We start from the raw sequence: 21,087 nt of genomic DNA, 5'->3' as shown, positions 1-21,087 counted from the left end.
CCTCAGATGCGGTAGGTATCGGGGAGGCGATCGCGGAAAGGATGCACTTCGAACACGCCGGGTTCGCGGATCAGCGACTTGTTGCGGGCTTTCTCCACGTCGATCTCGACAGTGAACACACCATCTTCTGCGCCAGCACGTACCAGCGTCTTGCCGGACGGCTCGATGATGTGGCTCATACCGATGAACTGCATGCCGCCGTCCATATCGTTACGGTTCGGCGCCACGAAGTAGACGATGTTCTCGGCTGCGCGCACGGTGCTGAAGATGTCCGGCAGCATGCGCGCCTGCTCTGGCCAGGCGGCCGGCAGTACGACGATGTCGGCGCCTTCCAGGGCCAGGGTGCGTACCACTTCCGGGAAGCGGATTTCATAACAGATGGCCATGCCGATACGACCGATCTCGGTATCGAAGACCGGTGGCGTCCACTCATCCGGGGTATCGGTGAAGCGGTCACCGATCATGAAGGGCAGGTGACGCTTGCGATGCAGACCCACGATACCTTTAGGGCCAATCAATGCTGCAGTGTTGAAGATGGCGTCCGGGCGGCGCTCGTAGAAGCCGGCGATGATGTAGATACCGGTTTCCGCACTTACGGCCAGCAACGGCGCCAGTGCTTCGATCTCGATAGCGCCACGCTCCAGATCTTCACGGCTGTCGAACGAGCCGCCGGTGAGCAGGCATTCAGGGAAGGCGATCAGACGCGAGCCTTCGAGTGCCGTCTGGCGCGACAGCTCGGCGACTTTCTCGATGGTCTGGGTCGGGTTGCCGGGAACGGGGTGGATCTGCGCGACCGAAATTTTCATGGGTTTCCTCTATGACTGGCAGAACGCGCCCGAGTGATCGGGCGCGCTTGTTCGTGCAGCGACGCTGCGGTACTTAGGGCTGGGCGACGTCCATGGCCTCGTAAACTTTCTTCACGAGCTCGGGGTTGATCTTGGCGGCGTACTTCTCGACGACCGGGCGGATCTTTTCCTGGATGCGGGCGATTTCTTCATCCGGCACTGCGTTGACCGTCATGCCCGACGCTTCCAGTTCGGCGATGGCCTTGCTGTCCGCCTCACGGGAGATCTGCCGCTGCTCGAGGCGCACTTCCATGGCCACCTCGCTGAGCAGCTTCTTCTCGTCGTCGTTGAGCTTGTCCCAGAAGGTTTTGCCGATCAGGACGATCTGCGGGTTGTAGTTGTGATGGGTGAGACTCAGGTACTTCTGCACCTCGTTGAACTTGGACGCGAGGATCAGCGCGGCCGGGTTCTCCTGACCGTCGACCGTGCCGGTCTCCAGCGCTGTGTGCACTTCGGTGAATGGCAGTGGCGTCGGGTTGGCGCCGAGTGCCGACCACACATCGAGGAACAGCGGCGATTGCTGAGCGCGGATCTTCAGGCCGGCGATGTCTTCCAGCTTCGCCACCGGGCGCTTGTTGTTGGTCAGGTTGCGCACCCCCAGCTCCCAGAACGCCAGGCCGACCAGGTTCTGCGGCGGCAGCTGGTCGGTGAGCATCTTGCCGACTTCGCCATCGAGCATGGCGTCGACCTTGGCGGTGTCGGTGTACAGGAACGGGAAGTCGAGGATGCCGAAGTCGGTAACGTGGTTGAGCATCAGCCCGGCGTTCCAGGTCATCATCTCGATCACCCCGCCCTGCAGCGATGACAGTACCTGCACGTCACCGCCCAGCACGCCGTTGGGAAAGGTGCGCACCTTGATCTTGCCGCCACTGCGCTCACTGACTTTCTTGGCGAACAGTTCCATGCCGATGGCCGGCGGAGTGCCCTTCGGGCTGGTGGCGGCGAATTTGATGGTGTGCGAGTTGTACTCGGCGGCGAAGCTCAGGCTGCTGGCCAGCAGCAACGCAGCGAGTGCGGTCAGTTGCTTTTTCATGGTGGAGTCCTTTTTGTTGGCTGTTGTTATTTGGCGAACCATTGCGCGGGGACGGTGACCAGATCGGGGAAGGCCACGAGCAGGAACAGCACGATGACTTCGGCGATCAGGAACGGGAAAGTGCCCTTGAGCAGTGCTTCGTAGCGCATTCGTCCGATACCGCAGACGACGTTGAGCACCGTGCCCACGGGCGGGGTAATCAGGCCGATGGAGCAATTGATCATGAACAGCACGCCGAAATAGATCGGGTCGATGCCCGCCGCCGTCACCACGGGCACCAGGATCGGTGCGAGCAGCAGTACGGTCGGCGTCAGATCCATGACCATGGAGATCACCAGGATCAGCAGCATCAGCACCAGGATCAGCAGTTTCGGGTTGTCCATCACCGGCGCGATCAGGTCGATGATTTGGCCGGGAATGTCGGCGATGGTGATCATCCACGCCGGGATCGATGCCGCCGCGACCAGGAACATCACCGCTGCGGTGGTCTTGCCGGCACGCAGCAACAGCGCGTTGAGATCCTTCAGATTCAACTCGCGGTACACCAGTGCGGAAACCAGCAGCGCATAAACGCTGGCCACGGCGCCCGCTTCGGTCGGCGTCACCACGCCAAAGCGCAAGCCGACGACGATGATCACTGGCAGCATCAGTGCCCAGATGCTGTCGACAAAGGCCTTGGCGCGCTCCTTACCGGATGCTTTCGGGCTCAGCTTCACATCGGTGTCGCGGCGCGATACCAGCCACCAGGCCACGCACAGTGCAACGGCGATCATCAGCCCTGGAGCGATGCCAGCGAGGAACAGCTTGGTGATCGACAGGCCGGAAGCCACGCCCAGCACCACGAAGCCGATGCTCGGCGGGATGATCGAGCCGAGCACCGAGACCGAGGCGATCAGGCCACCGGAGCGGTTCTTGTTGTAGCCGGCGATGACCATCATCGGCAGCAGCAGCGCCGTCAGCGAAGCTGCGTCGGCCAGTGCCGAGCCGGACAGGCTGGACAGCAACACGCCCGCGAAGATGGTCACGTACCCGAGGCCGCCACGCAGGTGACCAACCATGGCGATGGCCAGGTTGATGATGCGTTTGGACAGCCCGCCGCTGTTCATCACCTCACCGGCGATGATGAACAATGGAATGGCCAGCAGGGGGAAGCTGCCGGCGGAGTTGATGATGTTCTGCGCGATGATCTGCCCATCGAACAGCCCCAGCAGCCACATCAGGGCAACGCCACAGAGAATCAGGGCGTAGGCGATGGGGGCGCCGATGAGGATGGCGGCCATCAGCACGCCGACGAAGACGGTGAGGGCCATTACTTCAGTACCCCTGGTTGGGTGGTGGGGGCGACGTGGATGTCGGGTTCGGCGGTCTGCGGCTTGTAGCTGCCCGCGGGTTTTCTCAGGTTGTCGATCATCTGCATGGTGATCAGTGCTGCGCTAAGTACCGAGAACACCAGGCCGGCGCCATAGAAGAGCGCCATGGACACGCCAGTCGATGGGGCGCCGACATGCAGGTTGATCAGCGTTTGCTTCCAGCTGCCCTCCAGGAACAGCCAGGTGACGTAGAGCATCAGCACCTGAGTGAGCAGCAGCAGGTATTTGCCGACGGTTGGCGATACGCGACTGGTCACGATATCGACGCCGATATGGCCGTTCTCATGGAGCATCAGCTGAGCCCCGGCGAACACCAGCCAGACGAATGCCAGCCGCGAGATTTCCTCGCTGAAGAACAGCCCGGAGTTGAAGCCGTAGCGCAGGACGACGTTGAAGAAGATCAACAGGGTGATACACACCAGGCTGGAAACGATCAGCACTTTCAGCGCGGCGAAGTAGATAGTCAGAATGTTTTTCACGGTGCTCTCTCCAGCGAATGGGCAGATGAGCGAAGTAAGGAAGTTGCTGGGTAATTGTTTTCGGCACTCGTGAAAGTTGCCGATACGGCAGCGTTGGCCGTGATGGAATAGGCGGGCATGTATCACCTTTTTGTTATTAGTCGTATGTTGTCATACGCGGTGATTGATTCTTTTCTCATTGCCCTTGAGTGTCAACGGCGCTACCCGAAGAGTCGGATTCAATGTTTTTATTAGGCTGATAAAAACGGCAGACACTGATGTTTATTGCACTTCCATAGCGCGCACGCACCAATAAGTAACGCGATTTAGCGCATTATTGTCTTGCAAATATAAGCAGTTTATAAACTGTCAGGCAGCCGAACGCCGCCGCGGGCTGGGCGGGCTGTGGTGAGTTGGCTGCGGTGGCCGGCAGGGTTTCTGATCGGCGTCGCGAAATAAAAGGGGTAATAGTGCAAATCCTTTTGCGGCGTGTCTTGTCTGCCCGTCGTTTTAATTTACCCAGTTTGTTCCCGCGCGTCGCGCACGTATCAATAACGTCACGCGAATTGTGGAAGCCACAGTGCAAGTTGTGGAAACAGGATCAATAGCGCAATAAGTAACAGCAGCACCAGGCAGAACGGCAGCGCCCCATAGATGACGTCAACGAAGTTGCCTTTGTTGCGAATACTCTGCACCACGAACAGATTCATGCCGAACGGCGGTGTTATCTGCCCCATCTCGCAGAGCACGATAAGGATCACCCCGAACCACAAGGGATCGAAACCCAGCGCCACGATGACCGGCACTACCAACGGCGCGGTGGTAATCAGCATCGCCAGGGTATCCATGAAACAGCCGAGCACGATGTAGAACAGGATGATCGCCAGCAGCGTGGCCATCGGCGACATGTCCAGGTCGGTAACGAAACTGACCAGCGTCGGCGTCAGGCCGATGGCCGACAACACGAAGTTGAGGAAGAACGCCGACAGGGTGATGAAGATGATCATTCCGCTGGTGCGCATGGTGGATTCGAACGCCTGGCCCAGGTTCTGCCAGGTGAAGGTACGGCGCCACAGACCGAGGCCGAACGCTGCCAGCACACCAAGTGCCGCCGACTCGCTGGCGGTGGCGAAACCGCTGTAGATCGCGCCGACCACCAGCACGAAGATCGCCAGCGGCGGCAGCAGGTCGGGGATGCTCGCCAGGCGTTCGGCCCAGGTGGCGTGCTGCCGAGTGCCGCCGAGTTTCGGCCAGATCATGCAGGTGATCACGATCATCGCCACGAACATCACGCAGAGCAGCAGACCGGGGATGGTCGCCGCCAGGTAGAGTTTGGGTACCGAGATGTTGGCGATCAACGCGAACAGGATCATGTTGATCGAGGGTGGAATCAGAATGCCCAGGGTACCGCCCGCCGCGATGGAACCGAGGAACAGCGGCGCCGGGTAGCCTTTGCGCTCCTGCTCGGGCAGGGCGATGGTCGAGATGGTCGCAGCCGTTGCCACGCTCGAGCCGCTGGTGGCGGAGAACAGCGCCGAGGCACCGATGTTCGAGTTCATCAGGCCGCCTGGCAGCCACGACAGCCACTTGTCGGCGGCGCTGTACATGCGTCCGGCTACGCCCGAGCAGACCAGCAGCTCACCCATCAGGATGTACAGCGGAATGGCCACCAGCAGGAATTCGGCGCCGGTGCTCCAGGCGATTTCGCCCATGGCGTTGCTCAGTGGCAGCGCCGAAAACAGCTCGGCCAGCGACATGCCCAGCAAGCCAACGCTGACCGCTGCGGCCACGCTCAGGCCGAGCAGGCCCAGCAGTACGACAAGCGTAAAAACCAACATCTAGCGGCCCTCCCGGGTGATGTCGTGAGGACGGGCGGAGTGCGATTCTTCTTCGATCTCCTCCTCGACGGAGTTGATGCCGATCAGTGCGTTGGCCGCCGCCCAACGTTGCTGACGCAGCTGAATCACGCTGTTGTAGGCCAGCACCAGAATGGTCGTGGCGAAGAACAGGTACCCGGCGAACCACAGTGACTGGGGAATCCACTGCGGCACCTGCAGCGGCGTGGTGGAAATCGAGCGATAGGCGATGGAATCCCACAGCACCCCGCCGACATGGAACAGCAGCGTGCCGACGAACAGTGCCATGCCGGCCAGTGCCAGCAGATCGAGGCCGACCTTGGGCTTGAGCGACAGGCGCGAGTAGATGATGTCCACGCGCAGGTGGGAACGTTTGAGCAGCGCGATGGGGAACGCCCAGGCGCTGACGATGGCCAGTACATAACCGGCGATCTCGTCGGCGCCGCCCATGGAAAAGCCGAACAGGCGGCGCAACAGCAGGTCGATGCTGATCATCAGGGCCGAGCCCATCAGGGCGATGCCGCCCACCCAGGCACTGACCTTGGCGATGCGATTGATGAGCCGCAGGCTCGAAGTATTGGTTTGTTGCATGAGCAGGTTTCTCCGCGAACGGTTGGAGGTCAGCGCGGCAAGCGCTGCATCGGGCGAGGCCTTCGCTGTGCTCAGGGATCTTTCAGGCTGACGCCAATCGCCTTGCCCGCCGTGGCGTTCCACTGCTGCACGCAGTCGGTGCCGCACCGCGTGCCCCAGTCATTGGCGATGCGCAGCACCACGGCGCGCAGCTTGGCGCGCTCCTCGTCGCTGGGCGCATTGGCCTGCATATCGGCAGGGTGATGAATCTGGCAGTCGCCCGCACCGGTGTTGCAGGCCAGCGCATAGCGGTTCTCCCTGGCGGTTTCCGTCCACAGGGCATCCTCCAGCACCTGAGCCTGGGTCTGCAGCAGTTGCTGCACGTGAGGGGAAAGCTGTTGCCAACGCTGCAGACCCATGGCGTAGAAGCCGATCGACCAGTCCACCGGCAGGTCGTAGACATGGCTCGCCACGTCGTACCACTTGGCGGCATTGCCCGAGCCCATGCCGGTTACCGCGCAGTCGATGACGCCGGTCTGCATGGCCGTGACCACCTCGGCGAAGGGCAGCGTAACCGGCGATCCGCCGAGTGCGCCGACCATGTCGGCCATGTTGCGGCCTCGTACGCGAACCTTGCGGCCCTTGAGATCGTCGAGGCTATTCACGACATCGCGGCAGAAGAACACCTGCGCGGTATAGGGCACGGTCGCCAGCAGCTTGACGCCGTGGCGTTCGGCCATGCGTGCCTCCAGCACCGGCTTGTAGGCATTGGCGATCTTGCGCGAAGTGTCGATGTCGGCGGCCATGCCGGGCAGGTCGATGCCCTCGAAGGCCGCATCGTCGCCCGCCACGAAAGCGAACACGCCCATGCCGATCTCGACCGCGCCGGAGCGCAGCACGCGAACCATCTCCGGCCCCTTGAGGCCGCTTTCCGACAGGCCCATCAGGCGTGCGCTGACCTTGCCGCCCGAGCTGGCGGGCAGAGTCTGATTCCAGAACGGGCGCTCGACGGCGCGAAAGGTGTAGTTGTGGCTACCGCCACCGACCACATTGAAATGGATGGACGACGCATCGTCCGCAAGCGCGCTGGCGCCGATCGAGCAGCCCAGCGCAGCCAGGATCACCCTGGGGAGCGAGTACAGTTTCATGGTAGTCCTGTTGTTCTTTTGGGGGAGCTACGGGGCAGAAACCTGATGAAAAGTGCAGCGGGTCAGTATTGGTATTGTCGTGGCGCCTGACCTTGCGCGCAGTGATGCCGGTCTATCGATGGAACTGCCGTATCAGCGTGCTTTGCCGATAGCCGCGTCGATCAGCGGGCGCGACCCCACCACGTCGGGAAACTTCTCGCCCTGAGCCAGGCGCGCCAGGGTGTGCTTCTCGTTTTCCTGGAACTCGATGGCTCGTCTGGCCAGGGCCAGTGCCTGGGCGGGTGGCAGGATGACGATGCCGTTCTCGTCGGCGATCACCGCATCACCCGGCCGAACTACGACGCCACCACATTGCACCGCGGTACAGAATTCGCCTTCCTCGCCTTTCACCCGCGTGGTGATGGCGCTGGCGCCCCAGGACCAGACCGGCACGCCGTGCTGGCGGATCTCACCCAGGTCGGTGACGTAACCGTCGATCACGATCCCGGCGATGCCCGCCTGCTTGGCGGCATAGGCCATGGCGCCGCCCATGGCAGCGGTCACGCTTTCGCCGCAGCGGTCGACCACCAGAAAATCGCCAGGCCTCGCGCAACCCATCGCGTAATGTAAGATCCCGCCGTCGGCGCCGGGCATCTTCACCGTGACAGCGGTGCCTACGGTGCGCAGGTTTTCGAAATGCGCCCGTATTTGTGGGCTCAATATGCCGGTGGTAATGAAATGCCCGATAGTCGCGGGCTCGGCTCGCAAAAGAACGGAAAGTTCTTCTGGATCAATTGCTTCAGGAAGTGCTTCGATAATATACATGCGCTATTTAATTATTCGTTTTGGGCAAGAAAGTTAGCCCGATCCTAGCAAGCATGTTTTTCTGGCGATAATAAAAATCAGCGAACAGAAGAGGGGAAGATTTTTATCATGCGTATTACCCTGATGCAGATCGAGGCCTTCTACTGGACTGCCCGATTGGGCGGTGTACATGCTGCATCACGCCACCTTCACCTCACCCAGCCGGCCATTTCCTCGCGCATTCGGGAGATGGAATCGCTGCTCAGCGTCAAGCTGTTCGACCGCAGCAAGCAGCGCATGACCCTCACCGCCGATGGCCATATCGCCCTGCGCCACGCCGAGCTGGCGCTCAACAACAGCGTGAAACTCGAGCAATTCGCCGCCAAGCAGAAGCAGCATCGCAGGCTGCGCCTGGGCGCCGACGAATGCTCGGCGATGGTCGGCCTGACCGCCGTGATCGCCGAGATCAAGGCGCACTTTCCCGAGATCACCCTGGAAATCACCATCGACGTCGGTGCCGTGCTCAACCGCAAGCTCAACGACCACGAGCTCGACCTGGCGCTGCTCACCAACCCCGCCACCCGCGAGGACGTCACCGACATCTTCATCGGCTGGATGACCTTCCAGTGGGTCGCCGCCCCGCAACTGGGCATCGACGCCGACCCCTTTCTGCCGGAACACGCCGCCGGCCACCCCATCGTCAGCCACTCCGCCCCCTCGACCCTCTACTCGGTAGTCGAGAACTGGCTGAAGGGCGGCAACGCACCCTCGGAAGCCTTTCACTCCAGCAACTCCCTGAGCTTCATGGCCAAACTGGTCTCCGCCGGCCATGCCATCGGCATCCTGCCCGTACCGCTGATCCGCGAAATGCTCGCCCTCAACCTGCTGAAAACCCTGCCCTGCGACCCACCCATCCCCCCGGCCCGCTTCTGCCTCTCCTACATGACGGAAATGCCCGACATGCAGATCGATGCGCTGGTCGCGATTACGCGGGAGACGTTATTGCGGCAGAAGTTTTTGGTGGGGGCGGAGGCGATTGATTCTGAGGAGTTGGCCACCCTCTGAGCGGGTGGCGGCCGGTTGGGACGAGCGGTGGAGATAAGAGATTGTTGTGAGGGACTGGAATTAATAAAGGTGGGGCAGTGACCTGATTAGCATCCGTATAGATGGGGCGCTCAAGGCCCACGTTTGAGGAGTGCCAGCGCATCCGACCTTAACACCTACTCAGCCTATTCCTTGGGAAAGTCACTGTGCGCGGAGTTTTTCTAGTCTGGATCGGCTTGAGTCGTTTTGCGATCAGGCCGCATCAGTTCTTTCAGCAACCCCTTGAAGCCCGTTTTCTTGGCAAAGGCCTGGAAAAGGTTTGGAGCGGTTTTGCTGAGTTTTGCCACAGCGATAGCCATGGCTTTACGAAGCTCTTGTGAGTATCTATACGCCGAGATCTGCCCTGCTCTGTTATCCAGAAACTTCAGCGTAGGCGCTGACTCATCTGGGCTCTCACTCAGGTAGTCCAGGATACCCATGAGCTTGCCAACCTCCATTGTGCTCGATGGCTGCACGTCTACAATTAGGTCGCCAAACGTCTCAAGTATCCAAGCAACCTGGCCACTGATACTGCCCTCGGAATAGATCAGCGTCCTGATGTCCGCCCCCAAGAGGTTTTTCTGACTTTGATCTATGGTGCCGATCACCGTCTGAATGGTGGCCACACTGTTCTTGTCGATATTAAAGGCCGGCGTGCTTGCCTTTTCTCTCAGAATGCCGACGATCGCTTTACGCGCCGAAGACGCCAGCTGGAATCCGTCCTTGGTCTTGAGCATATCGATCAGGACAGCATGGTTAGGACTAGCACTGCGCAGGATATCTGCCCACTCCTGTTCACTGCGTTCTTGAGATCTGTAGTATTCGAGGGCAGTGGATTTAGGCACTAGGTACTGCTGATCGGCACTAAACGTAAGCCTACGAACAAAATCGTTATCCATCGCTTCTACTGAGGCGAACGTGACGAACATGTGCCGCTGCCAGTCATTCAACCAATCAAACAGCTGCTGGGCAGCTACTCCGTAAGGTGCAATGGTGGATGCTATCGTTGCGAAGTGCCCTGAGACATAGGTGTGGCTGAGTCTCCAAATCGCGTCCTCTTTGACTGCCCATGCAAAGATCCTGGCGATTGCTTGCTCAACTTCTTCCTCTTCGAAGCCGGATGTGAGTGGTTCGGATGTGCCCCCAGATCTAAAAAACAATTTGAAGACATCGCTGCTTACGACCGAATCCAGATCTTCGATCTTGACCAGCTCTGAGTATTTCTGCGCGGCCAATAAAATTGCAGCGACAGCTGAATTCTGGCTGGTTGTCCGTCCCGTGAAGGGCTGGGCCACCAAGGTCGTCAAGATCGAGTCGTTTACCTCTCGATGAAGCGCGAAAGCGAAAAGCGCTCCATTGTCTGCCGGGTTACTCATGAAGGCTTTGGTAACCGCCTTCAATTCGACGTCACTAAGCTTACTGATAGCGTCTTGGCCTGACTTTTGACCAGAGTACGCAAACTCCAACAGATACTCGCGCTGCTCCTCTGTCAGAGAGATTATCGGCGCCGGTGTCTCAGGGCCGCTCGCAATGTGTTGCAATATGCTGGCACTACCCTGCTTGCTGAAGACGAAATGCGTGTGCTCGATCACTCTGAGGTCTTCTACTTGAGCGACGACATGAATGAAGTACGCGGCGTTATTTGCCGTCACGCTAGCAATAGTGGCGCCTAGTGCGTCAAGGCAGCGGTCGTACTCGACGAGTTTGTCCAAGTGAGCACTGAGGTCTTCATCCAGTACCGGTTCGTTCGCAGCCTTTCTGACAACAGCATCAAGGTTTTTCTTCAGTCGAGCAAAGCCGTCGGTACGCAGCCCGGCCTGCCTACAGGTCTTCAAGGCGTCGTAGAAAGCAAGGGCATCCTCACCAGGCTCGCCAACAAAGGCTTGCGGCTCGGTATCGATGATCGACGTCACCAGGCTCAGCTGTTGTTCATCCAGCGATTCCGCTGCTAGGTGGATCGTCTGGATAAGATCAGCCTGATACCCGCCGTTGTACAAATATCGTCTAAGGGCATCACGGAATCCAAACACGGTGACCAGCGAGGCGAATCGTTCGCCATTTTGTTCTTGGACTGCGAGGCTCAAAGGCTCATCAATCAGCTCAGCTATCGCGATATCACTGGTGGTGAGGAAGTGAATCTGAAGGAACTGGATCTGCCAGCCGCCTTCAATTTCCGAGCCAACGATCGCTCCCAAGAGCTGCTGAGTCGCCACCACGTCCTTGTCGTCGAGGTGTTCACTCGCGTTTTTATAAGCATCAGAAAATCCACCCGTCCTGATGACTTCCTGTAGAGGATGAGCGTTGTATTTGCACAGCAGCAGGTGTGCAGCTATGGATACGAGATTGATGTCGCCCCCAAGTGTCAGTGACGTCGTAGCGATATCGTTGATGAATCGCTTTTGCAAACGAGGCGTTACAAGCTTGCTCGCCATGGGGCTATGGCGTTGGAGCAGAAGCGCGCATTTCTCAGCAACGTCCCGATCGCCATCCGGGTAGGTGCTTTCCCAAAGCCTGTAGAATCCGTCCTTCCAACCTGCGGTGATGATTGGTGGAGCTCGGAAAACAACGGGGAATTTTTTGGCAATGAAATCTCTGGAGTCGTAGGTACGATCTTGATCGGCACTTAAATATTGGGCCACCTTGTTTGAGCAAAAAGGCACGATAGTCGTTAGGTTGTTTTCGGCTGACGCCCAAGTGAAAATTTCAAGATCGCTCCACACCGAGCGCAGACTGTCCTTAGGCAACCTGTCAAGGTTGTCCAAGATGACAATGTAGTGAGTGTCATTGAAGAGATTTAGATCGGCTTCAAGGATGCGTTTGAGGTCAAGAGGTGTCACCTCTTTCGCGACTTGGATTTTTTCTGTAATGGTATCGTCAGATCCACCTTTAAATAGATGAAAAACACTCCACCGCTGATCGCCGACCTTAGTATCTTTCAGTTGCCACCATGCACATCCCAAGGTAATGAGCGGACTCAGCAGCGAGAGGACGTGAAGCACGTAAATCCATGCGGGCACAGGATCCTTGAGCTTTGTGAGGGCGAACAGCTCTCTGAACGAGCTGGAAGAGAAGAAAAGCGTCACAACCAAAACCAGCGCCCAGGCACTGACCCTGCTGGTGGTGCTCTTGGAGTATGTAAAGTGGCGCCCAAGAGCTTTATCACGGCTATCGCGTAATTCCTTCTTTATCCCTTCGTCTGTGCCTGCGGTTTTTAGGAGCTCATCCGTGAAAAGCTCGATGAAATTACTCTTGATAGAACCTTGATAATTTTGCTCGCAATCGAAAAACCACACCTTGTACTTGGAGTCCAGGCCGCGCAGCTTGAGGTCGAGCATCTTAAGGATTGAGCTTTTGCCCGAGCCGAATTCGCCATCAAGGCCTATGACACGTGAATTTTGGTCGTCGGCAACATAGTTACAGATCGCCGTCGCGACCTTCTCATGGCTTCCGCCGGGGAACACATCCAGCTCGGATGGCTGTTCGCTCTGAAATGTGACACGTGACATTAGAAGTCCCTTTGAGATAGATCACGCTCAAAGATAGCAGAATGCTATCTACTCAGGAGTGAGAGCTACTTGGCCTCCTTAAGGCATTGGGTTTAAGCGCACGGGGAATACGTTTTCCTCAAGTCAGCCCGGCACCCACTGATGCGACAACAGCTGATCGATCTCACCGGCCTCTGCCTCGGGTCAGTACATCCTTTAGGTACATATACGGATAATGCCAATTCAAGCGCGCCGACTGGATCAAACTTATGATCGTCGCCGCTCGTTTACTGCTGCGCAGAGATCCTGCGAAGAACCAGGTCGACGCTACCCAGTGTGATTCAGGGCCGAGAGTGGGAGGGGCGGTGCTCCATTAACTATGCCCCAGCTAGAAAGCCTTCAAAAGCATGGGTGCTGTCTTCACCGCTATGATGGCAGCAAGGCAGGGTTAAGACTTCTAATCCATTTTGCGCCTCTCTGACTCATAGGCAATAAAAAGCCCCGCCTAAGCATACTTAGGCGGGGCTCTATCTGTGTCTAGCTATCATCACTTGGGATGCTGTCAGCTAGCTTTTGACTTAAGTCATTGAATTATTTGGCGCACCAGGCGGGATTCGAACCCACGACCCCTGCCTTCGGAGGGCAGTACTCTATCCAGCTGAGCTACTGGTGCGTTGCGGGGCGCAATCATACGCATGTCGCTGGCGTGCGTCCATGCTGCTGGCGGGGCGCGTTTGGTGGGTGGGGAAGGCGGGCTTGGGCTATAAAGAAGGGCTGTGCGAATGCCGGTGATCGGCTGGGCTGTTAATTTTCTCGAACGGCCTATTGCCCTTTAACCCCGCTGATCTTAGGATCTGTTTGATATTTCAAACGGTGCATGTAGTTACGCTGAACTCTGGGCGTTGCACGCCGTTCGAACGGCCAGGCAGTGGCTAATCTGTCGCTCCACCCTACCTGGGTTCGCTCCCAGCTTCTTTCGTCATCTCCTGGCGCCGTGGTGCCAGGATAGAGGAGACCGCCATGCAACTGAAAGACGCTCAACTGTTCCGCCAACAGGCTTTCGTCAACGGTGCCTGGGCTGATGCCGACAGCGGCCAGACCATCAAGGTGACCAACCCGGCCACGGGTGACGTGATCGGTACCGTGCCGAAGATGGGCGCGGCCGAGACTCGCCGTGCCATCGAAGCGGCCGACAAGGCGCTGCCGGCCTGGCGTGCACTGACCGCCAAGGAGCGTTCCGCCAAGCTGCGTCGCTGGTATGAGCTGATGCTGGAGAACCAGGAAGACCTGGCTCGCCTGATGACCATCGAGCAGGGCAAGCCGCTGGCCGAGGCCAAGGGCGAAATCGCCTACGCGGCGTCCTTCATCGAGTGGTTCGCCGAAGAAGCCAAGCGCATCTATGGCGACACCATCCCGGGGCACCAGGCCGACAAGCGCCTGATCGTCATCAAGCAGCCGATCGGCGTTACCGCGGCCATCACGCCGTGGAACTTCCCGGCCGCGATGATCACCCGCAAGGCCGGCCCTGCGCTGGCCGCTGGTTGCACCATGGTGCTCAAGCCGGCCTCGCAGACGCCGTACTCCGCTCTGGCCCTGGCCGAGCTGGCTACCCGTGCTGGTATCCCGGCTGGCGTGTTCAGCGTGGTGACCGGTAGCGCTGGCGACATCGGCAGCGAGCTGACTGGCAACCCGATCGTGCGCAAGCTGTCGTTCACTGGCTCCACCGAGATCGGTCGCCAGTTGATGGCCGAGTGCGCCCAGGACATCAAGAAGGTTTCGCTGGAGCTGGGTGGCAACGCGCCCTTCATCGTGTTCGACGATGCTGACCTGGACAAGGCCATCGAAGGCGCGATCATCTCCAAGTACCGCAACAACGGTCAGACCTGCGTGTGCGCCAACCGTATCTACGTGCAGGACGGCGTCTACGATGCCTTCGCCGAGAAGCTCAAGGTCGCGGTCGAGAAGCTGAAGATCGGCAACGGTCTGGAAGAGGGCACCACCACCGGCCCGTTGATCGACGAGAAGGCCGTGGCCAAGGTCAAGGAGCACATCGAGGACGCCGTTTCCAAAGGCGCCAAGATCCTCACCGGCGGCAAGACCCACGCCCTCGGCGGTACCTTCTTCGAGCCGACCATTCTGGCCGACGTACCGAAGAACGCGCTGGTCTCCAAGGACGAAACCTTCGGCCCGCTGGCGCCGCTGTTCCGTTTCAAGGACGAAGCCGAAGTGATCGCCATGGCTAACGACACCGAGTTCGGTCTGGCTTCCTACTTCTACGCCCGTGACCTGAGCCGCGTGTTCCGTGTGGCCGAGGCGCTGGAATACGGTATGGTCGGCATCAACACCGGCCTGATCTCCAACGAAGTGGCGCCGTTCGGCGGCATCAAGGCCTCGGGCCTGGGCCGTGAAGGTTCCAAGTACGGCATCGAGGACTACCTGGAAATCAAGTACCTCTGCCTGAGCATCTGATCAGGCAATGTAAAAACTACTGCGCTCGGTCAGGCGGCGTTAAAAACAGGCTCAACTGCTCATTTACAGCTCGTAAACTCCGCGTTTCGCCTGTTTTTGCCTTGTCTGACCGTCGCTCGCTACGTTTTTTACAAAGCCTGATCCGCGCTACTTTTTAGGTAACGCAAACACACGTTTCTCCCTGTATCCCGCAAGGCCCGGCAGTCGATCATCGCATGCTGCCGCGGCTGTACCGGGATGCGTCATCCTTGAACCACACCGACGATGAGCGGTGAATGAGGAAGCCATGAGCAAGACCAACGAATCCCTGCTGCAACGCCGCCAAGCCGCCGTACCGCGTGGCGTCGGCCAGATCCACCCGATCGTCGCCGAGCGTGCTGAAAACGCCACCGTGTGGGACGTCGAAGGCCGTGAGTACATCGACTTCGCCGGCGGTATCGCCGTACTGAACACCGGTCACCTGCACCCGAAGGTGGTCGCCGCCGTTCAGGAACAGCTGACCAAGCTGACCCATACCTGCTTCCAGGTGCTGGCGTACGAGCCCTACATCGAGCTGTGCGAAGAAATCGCCAAGCGCGTACCGGGCGACTTCGCCAAGAAGACCCTGCTGGTCACCTCGGGCTCCGAAGCCGTCGAGAACGCCGTGAAGATCGCCCGTGCCGCTACCGGCCGTGCTGGCGTGATCGCCTTCACCGGCGCCTACCACGGCCGCACCATGATGACCCTGTCGCTGACCGGTAAGGTGGCGCCGTACTCCGCTGGCATGGGCCTGATGCCTGCCGGTGTGTACCGCGCCATTGCGCCGTGCGAGCTGCATGGCGTGAGCGAAGACGAGTCCATCGCCAGCATCGAGCGCATCTTCAAGAACGATGCCCAGCCTCAGGACATCGCCGCGATCATCATCGAGCCGGTGCAGGGCGAAGGTGGTTTCTACGTCAACTCGCCGGCCTTCATGCAGCGTCTGCGCGCCCTGTGCGACCAGCACGGCATTCTGCTGATCGCTGACGAAGTGCAGACCGGCGCTGGCCGTACCGGTACCTTCTTCGCCACCGAGCAACTGGGCGTCGTGCCGGATCTGACCACATTCGCCAAATCCGTCGGCGGCGGCTTCCCGATCTCCGGCGTCAGCGGCAAGGCCGAGATCATGGACACCATCGCCCCCGGTGGCCTGGGCGGCACCTATGCCGGTAGCCCTATCGCCTGCGCCGCGGCCCTGGCCGTGCTGAAGGTGTTCGACGAAGAGAAGCTGCTGGATCGCTCCAACGCCGTGGGCGAGAAGCTCAAGGCCGGCCTGCGCGACATCGCCGCCAAGCACAAGGTGATCGGTGACGTACGTGGCCTGGGTTCGATGATCGCCATCGAGCTGTTCGAAGGCGGCGACCACAGCAAACCGGCTGCCGAGCTGACTGGCAAGATCGTCGCCAAGGCGCGCGACAAGGGCCTGATCCTGCTGTCGTGTGGCACCTACTACAACGTGGTGCGCTTCCTGATGCCGGTCACCATCCCGGACGCTCAGCTGGAAAAAGGCATCGCCATCGTTGCCGAGTGCTTCGACGAACTGGCGTAAGCCACGCCGTGAAAAAGACCCGCTTCGGCGGGTCTTTTTTTGCCTGCGTTTTCCCTGTTGGGCTACGGCAGAGCGCTTGCTGACCTGTCTATACTGAGCCTCTTACACCTATGTGAAGAGGTTTGTAGATGTCTGCAGCGGCCACCGCCCCTGAAGTTCTCATCGCCGATACCGATCCCTGGACGGCCGATCTGCTCGAGCAACTGGTGCTCGACGTGCGCTGCGACGCCGTGGTGATCCGTGTCAGCGATGGCCAGGCGGCCATGGCACGCTGCAAGCGGCGTCTGCCGGAACTGGTGATCGCCGACAGCGAGCTGCCGGGTGTCGATGGCCTGGAGTTGCTGCGCCAGTTGCGCCGCCATCCCCGTACCCCGGCGCTGCCGTTCATTCTCATCAGCGGGCGCCTGGATGCCAACAGCGTGCGCGCCGCCAAGCCGCTGGCGCCCACCGCCTACCTGGCCAAACCCTTCAACGCCGAAGCACTGCGCCAGCGCCTGGCCGGGCTGTTGCTCAGCGAGGGCGAGGAGTTGCTGTGCCCGATTCGGCCGCTGCTGGTGAACCGCCTCGAGGATTACCTGGATGCCATGCGCGAAGAGGGGCAGGGCGCGCCGCTGCTGGCCTCGGTGCGTGACTCGGTCAGCCAGTACCTGAACAGCAGCGAGCCGAGCCTGCGTGAGCTGGAGCAGGTGTTCACCCGTGACCCGCAGATCACCGCCTGCCTGATCGCCGCCGCCAACAGTGCCGCCCACCACAACGGTTCACCTTGCCAGACCCTGGCCCAGGCGCTGCCGCGCCTGGGGGTGGCACGCACCCTGAATCTGGTGCTGGGGCTTTCCGTACAGCGCAACGCGCGGCTCAGCGATCCACGTTTGGCCGAGCAGGGCGTGCGCACCTGGGCCGCCGCCCAGCGCAGTGCCGAGGTCGCTCACTGGCTGGCCTGCGAGCTGTCGCTGGATGCCGAGCTCTGCTACACCGCCGGCCTGTTGCACAACATCGGTGAGCTGGCGCTGCTGCGCTGCATGCAGGATTGGCAGGACGCCGGCGGCAGCCTCAGTGATGAGGAAATCGAACAGGCCATCCGCCTGCGCGCCGCCAGCTTCGGCTCGGCGCTGCGTATCCGCTGGCGCCTGCCCTTCGGGCTGCGCGAGCTGGTGGCGGCCTATTACAGCCTCAACAGCGGGGTGTTCTCCCGCGAGGCGCTGGTGCTCAACCTCGCTGGGCAAGTGGTCGCTCTCGGTGCCTCGCAAAGCCCCAGCGAGCTGCGCGAGGCCCGCTGCGTGCGCCTGCTGCGCCTCGATCTCGGAGTGCTCGAGCGCCTGCCTGCTCAGGCGTCTGTGGCGTGATCTCGGCATAAATCACGCCGCAAAAATGTGTCGAAAGCCTGCCTCAAGCGTCTCTTCTCTTGCTCGAAACGACCTGCTGCCGCCATGCTCGGGGAGCGCGGATCATTCCGCGCGTGTTTCGGTCAAAGCTCGTTCTGCTTTCCGCTGGGCGGCCCGCGCCGCTCTGCTCAGGCTCACAAGGATATCGGTGTAGATGACTGACTACGATCTGTTGCTGGTAGGCGCAGGCCCGGCCCATCTCGGGGTTCTGCGGCGCTGGGCGCTGATCGAGCGGCCGGCGGGTCGCATCGGCCTGGTGGCCAGTGCCGAGCACACCTGGCACGTCGGCATGCTGCCCGGTTTGGTGGCGGGGCGTTATGGCGCCGAAGACTGCCAGATCGAGCTGACTGCGCTGTGCCAGGCCGCCCAGGTCGAGCTGATCGTCGCGCCGGTGATGGCGCTGGATGCCGCTACGCGGCAGCTGAGCCTGGGCGATGGTCGCGTGCTGCAGAGCAACTGGCTGTCGCTGAATACCGGCGACCGCGTCGCCTGTCCGCCCCGCGAGGGCGACGCGATGGAAGTGCTGGCGGTCAAGCCGGTGGACAGCTTCATCGCTGGCTGGCAGGCCTGGCAGCGTGATCCCCAGCCGTTGGCGATTCTCGGTGGCGGCGTGGCGGGCGTGGAAATGGCCCTGGCGCTGGCCGATCAGGTGCCGCAGTTGGCGCTGTTCTGTGGCGAACCGCTGCTGGCCGGCCACTGTGCCGGTTTGCGGATGCGCGCCTGGGGCCATCTGCGCATGCGCCGGGTGCAGGTGCGCGAGCATTGCCCGATCAGCCGCATCGACGGCGATTGCCTGATCAGTGGCGACGCGGCGGTGTGGCGCGGCGGCCGGCTGCTGCTGGCCAGTGGCGCCCAGGCGTTCCCATGGATCGCCGACAGCGGCCTGAGCTGCGATGGCGATGGTTTCGTGCACACCGCGCCGACCCTGCAGAGCCATTCCCACCCGCAGATCTTCGCCGTGGGCGATTGCGCCAACCTGCCTGGCGTGCGCAAGAGCGGCCTGTATTCCATGCGCCAGGTACCGGTGCTTGCCGCCAACCTGAGCGCCGCGCTGCGTGGCGGGCCGCTGCGCGACTTCAAGACCAGCGGCCAGCGCCCGCTGCTGCTGGCCAGTGGCGATGGCGGTGCCTTGTTCGGCTGGCGTCAGTGGAGCGCGGGCGGGCAGTTCTACGGGCGCTGCAAGGACTACTTCGACCGCGCCTTCGTCAAACGCCACAGCCTCAAGCGCTGATCGGCACTCTCCCGGAAGTCGACCCTCTGCTACCAAAGTGCCATAGCCCGGCGCATGATGAGGTGGTCAACTCGGCCGGGCGGCTGCCGCACCTCTACAGATACGCCCCGCGCTGCCGATGAGCTTAAACAAGGCTCGGCCCTTGCCGGCGCGCCCGCTGCGCCCGACATCCCGGCACTATAAAAATAATGAGGTTCGCCATGGGTTCTGGTTTTACGCATGACCGGCTGGCATTGGCCCTGCACGTGCTCGGCCTGCTCGCGTTGCTGGTGGTCTGGCAGCAGGTGCATCTGCCGCCCTATCTTGGCGCCATTGCGCTGCTGTTGCTGGCGCTGTGGCCGTGGTTCGGGCCCTGGCGCAAGGCTGCTGCGCCCGCCGACGCTGCGCCAGCAGCCTCGCTGGATGAGCTGAGCCGTAGCCTGTCGCAACACACCTGTCATAACGCCCTGTCGGCAGCTCAGGTGGCCTTCAGCGTGCAGCAGCTGGCCGGCAAGCTGCAGTCGCAGTTGGCCGCGGTCGAGCAGATCGGCGAAGGTGCCCATGCCGTAACTCGCACCGAGCAGAGCAATGCCGAACTTGCCGGCCAGACACTGGGCGCCGCGCAAACCGTGCGTACCAGCAGTGCCAGCGGCCAGGCCGAGCTGCAGCAGGCGATCAGCCGCATGCAGCAACTGAGTGCACAGACCGCTGCCAGCCGCGAGCTGATCGACGGGCTCAGCGCCCGTACCGAGCAGATCGAGCAGGTCACCCAGGTGATCCAGTCCATCGCCAGCCAGACCAACTTGCTGGCGCTCAATGCCGCCATCGAGGCCGCCCGTGCCGGCGAGCAGGGCCGCGGTTTTGCAGTGGTCGCCGATGAGGTGCGCAGCCTGGCCGGTCGCACCGCCACCGCCACCGGTGAAGTCGGGCAGATGGTCGCCGATATCCGCCAGCAGAGCACTGCGGTTGTCAGCCATATCCAGCGCCAGGCTGATGAGCTGGAAGCGGCCGCCCGGCAGATCGAATTCACTGGCGAGCAATTGCGCGGTATCGCCGACCTGGCGGCCGATGTGGACACACAGGTAGCGCAGATCAGTGCCGGTACGGCGAGCAACCACGAACACTTGGCCGAGCTGCTGGTGGCGGTCGAGCAGTTGCGCGGTGATGTGCGCAGCAGCGAAGACCAGACCCGTCAGTTGGGCAAGGCGGCCGAGCAGTTGGTCGGCCAGGCGGAAACCGTCAGTGAGCGGCTCGCCAGTGTCGGCCTGGACAGTTACCACCAACGCATTTACGACCTCGCGCTGGAAGGCGCTGCGGCGATTGGTCGCCAGTTCGAGGCCGATATTCAGGCCGGACGTATCAGCCTGGCGGATTTGTTCGACCGCCAGTACCAGCCGATCCCCAATAGCTTTCCGGCCAAGTTCAAGACCCGTTTCGACGGCTATGCGGATCAGGTCTTGCCTATCCTTCAAGAGCCGCTGCTCAAGCGCCACGAAGGCCTGGTGTTCGCCATTTCCACCACCCCGGAAGGCTATGTGCCGACCCACAACGAGGCGTTCAACCATCCGCCCACCGGTGATCGCGCCGTCGACACGGTGAAGAGCCGCAGCAAGCGGCTGTTCAACGACCGTACCGGCATCCGCTGCGGCAGCCACAAGCAGCGCGTGCTGCTACAGACTTACATGCGTGACACCGGCGAGCTGATGCACGACCTGTCCGTACCGATCCATGTGCAGGGCAAGCACTGGGGCGGTTTACGGCTGGGTTACAAGCCGGAGCCTTGAAAGGTGATTGTTTAGCATGTGGCTATCTGAAGGTGCAGTAATAA

15 protein-coding genes, 1 tRNA gene and 1 pseudogene are annotated in these 21,087 nt (G+C 60.8%); 6 read left to right on the top strand and 11 right to left on the bottom strand.

From position 1 onward, the window contains the following. Positions 1-2: 2 nt before the first annotated feature. The 8 genes from K5Q02_RS03225 to K5Q02_RS03190 form a co-directional block, all read right to left on the bottom strand. Positions 3-806 carry a carbon-nitrogen hydrolase family protein gene (locus tag K5Q02_RS03225; protein ID WP_225836317.1) on the bottom strand — a complete coding sequence of 268 codons (804 nt, stop codon included), beginning with the start codon at positions 804-806 and terminating at the stop codon, positions 3-5. Positions 807-879: 73 nt separating this feature from the next. Beyond that, positions 880-1,878: a TRAP transporter substrate-binding protein gene (locus tag K5Q02_RS03220; RefSeq protein ID WP_225836315.1), complete on the bottom strand. Its 999-nt coding sequence runs from the start codon at positions 1,876-1,878 to the stop codon at positions 880-882. A 26-nt stretch (positions 1,879-1,904) separates the two neighbouring features. Beyond that, complete coding sequence (locus tag K5Q02_RS03215) at positions 1,905-3,188, bottom strand: TRAP transporter large permease subunit (RefSeq protein ID WP_225836313.1); 1,284 nt, start codon at positions 3,186-3,188, stop codon at positions 1,905-1,907. Then, positions 3,188-3,727, bottom strand: coding sequence for a TRAP transporter small permease (locus K5Q02_RS03210; RefSeq protein ID WP_225836311.1), 540 nt, complete (start codon positions 3,725-3,727; stop codon positions 3,188-3,190). The genes K5Q02_RS03215 and K5Q02_RS03210 overlap by 1 nt, the downstream gene beginning before the upstream one ends. A 536-nt stretch (positions 3,728-4,263) precedes the next feature. Next, on the bottom strand, positions 4,264-5,544 hold the full coding sequence (locus K5Q02_RS03205) for a TRAP transporter large permease (RefSeq protein WP_225836308.1): 1,281 nt from the start codon (positions 5,542-5,544) through the stop codon (positions 4,264-4,266). After that, positions 5,545-6,153 carry a TRAP transporter small permease subunit gene (locus K5Q02_RS03200; protein ID WP_225836306.1) on the bottom strand — a complete coding sequence of 203 codons (609 nt, stop codon included), beginning with the start codon at positions 6,151-6,153 and terminating at the stop codon, positions 5,545-5,547. A gap of 71 nt (positions 6,154-6,224) precedes the next feature. Next, entirely contained in the window at positions 6,225-7,280 is a 1,056-nt protein-coding gene (locus tag K5Q02_RS03195) for a TRAP transporter substrate-binding protein (RefSeq protein WP_225836304.1), read from the bottom strand. Positions 7,281-7,412: 132 nt separating this feature from the next. Continuing rightward, positions 7,413-7,979 (bottom strand): RraA family protein, encoded by a 567-nt coding sequence (locus K5Q02_RS03190; protein ID WP_225836301.1) that lies wholly within the window; start codon positions 7,977-7,979, stop codon positions 7,413-7,415. 213 nt (positions 7,980-8,192) lie between these two features. Here K5Q02_RS03190 and K5Q02_RS03185 point away from each other — a divergent pair, with 213 nt between their 5' ends. Continuing rightward, the gene (locus tag K5Q02_RS03185; protein WP_225836298.1) at positions 8,193-9,128 is read left to right on the top strand and encodes a LysR family transcriptional regulator; all 936 of its coding nucleotides are present in this window, start codon (positions 8,193-8,195) and stop codon (positions 9,126-9,128) included. A gap of 200 nt (positions 9,129-9,328) precedes the next feature. On the opposite strand, the gene K5Q02_RS03180 is transcribed toward K5Q02_RS03185, so the two are convergent. The 3 genes and pseudogenes from K5Q02_RS03180 to K5Q02_RS03170 form a co-directional block, all read right to left on the bottom strand. Continuing rightward, positions 9,329-12,652 (bottom strand): P-loop NTPase fold protein, encoded by a 3,324-nt coding sequence (locus tag K5Q02_RS03180; protein ID WP_225836296.1) that lies wholly within the window; start codon positions 12,650-12,652, stop codon positions 9,329-9,331. A 123-nt stretch (positions 12,653-12,775) separates the two neighbouring features. Further along, positions 12,776-12,956: pseudogene (locus K5Q02_RS03175) on the bottom strand (transposase domain-containing protein); the annotation flags it as partial. A gap of 271 nt (positions 12,957-13,227) precedes the next feature. Further along, positions 13,228-13,304 (bottom strand) — tRNA-Arg (locus K5Q02_RS03170). Between the two features lie 347 nt (positions 13,305-13,651). On the opposite strand from K5Q02_RS03170, the gene gabD reads away from it, so the two are divergent. From gabD to K5Q02_RS03145, 5 genes are all read left to right on the top strand, one after another. Beyond that, a complete protein-coding gene (gabD, locus tag K5Q02_RS03165) occupies positions 13,652-15,100 on the top strand; it encodes an NADP-dependent succinate-semialdehyde dehydrogenase (RefSeq protein ID WP_225836295.1) in 1,449 nt (482 codons plus the stop codon). A 286-nt stretch (positions 15,101-15,386) separates the two neighbouring features. Further along, entirely contained in the window at positions 15,387-16,667 is a 1,281-nt protein-coding gene (gene gabT, locus K5Q02_RS03160) for a 4-aminobutyrate--2-oxoglutarate transaminase (RefSeq protein ID WP_225836294.1), read from the top strand. Positions 16,668-16,795: 128 nt separating this feature from the next. Further along, complete coding sequence (locus tag K5Q02_RS03155; RefSeq protein WP_225836292.1) at positions 16,796-18,010, top strand: HDOD domain-containing protein; 1,215 nt, start codon at positions 16,796-16,798, stop codon at positions 18,008-18,010. Between the two features lie 193 nt (positions 18,011-18,203). After that, on the top strand, positions 18,204-19,280 hold the full coding sequence (locus K5Q02_RS03150) for an FAD-dependent oxidoreductase (protein WP_225836290.1): 1,077 nt from the start codon (positions 18,204-18,206) through the stop codon (positions 19,278-19,280). A gap of 188 nt (positions 19,281-19,468) precedes the next feature. Next, positions 19,469-21,043 (top strand): methyl-accepting chemotaxis protein, encoded by a 1,575-nt coding sequence (locus K5Q02_RS03145; protein WP_442963956.1) that lies wholly within the window; start codon positions 19,469-19,471, stop codon positions 21,041-21,043. Positions 21,044-21,087 lie beyond the last annotated feature (44 nt).

Source organism: Pseudomonas sp. MM211, from assembly GCF_020386635.1.
In the GTDB taxonomy this organism is placed as follows: Bacteria; Pseudomonadota; Gammaproteobacteria; order Pseudomonadales; family Pseudomonadaceae; genus Aquipseudomonas.
This window is presented reverse-complemented; position numbering and strand designations above follow the sequence as displayed.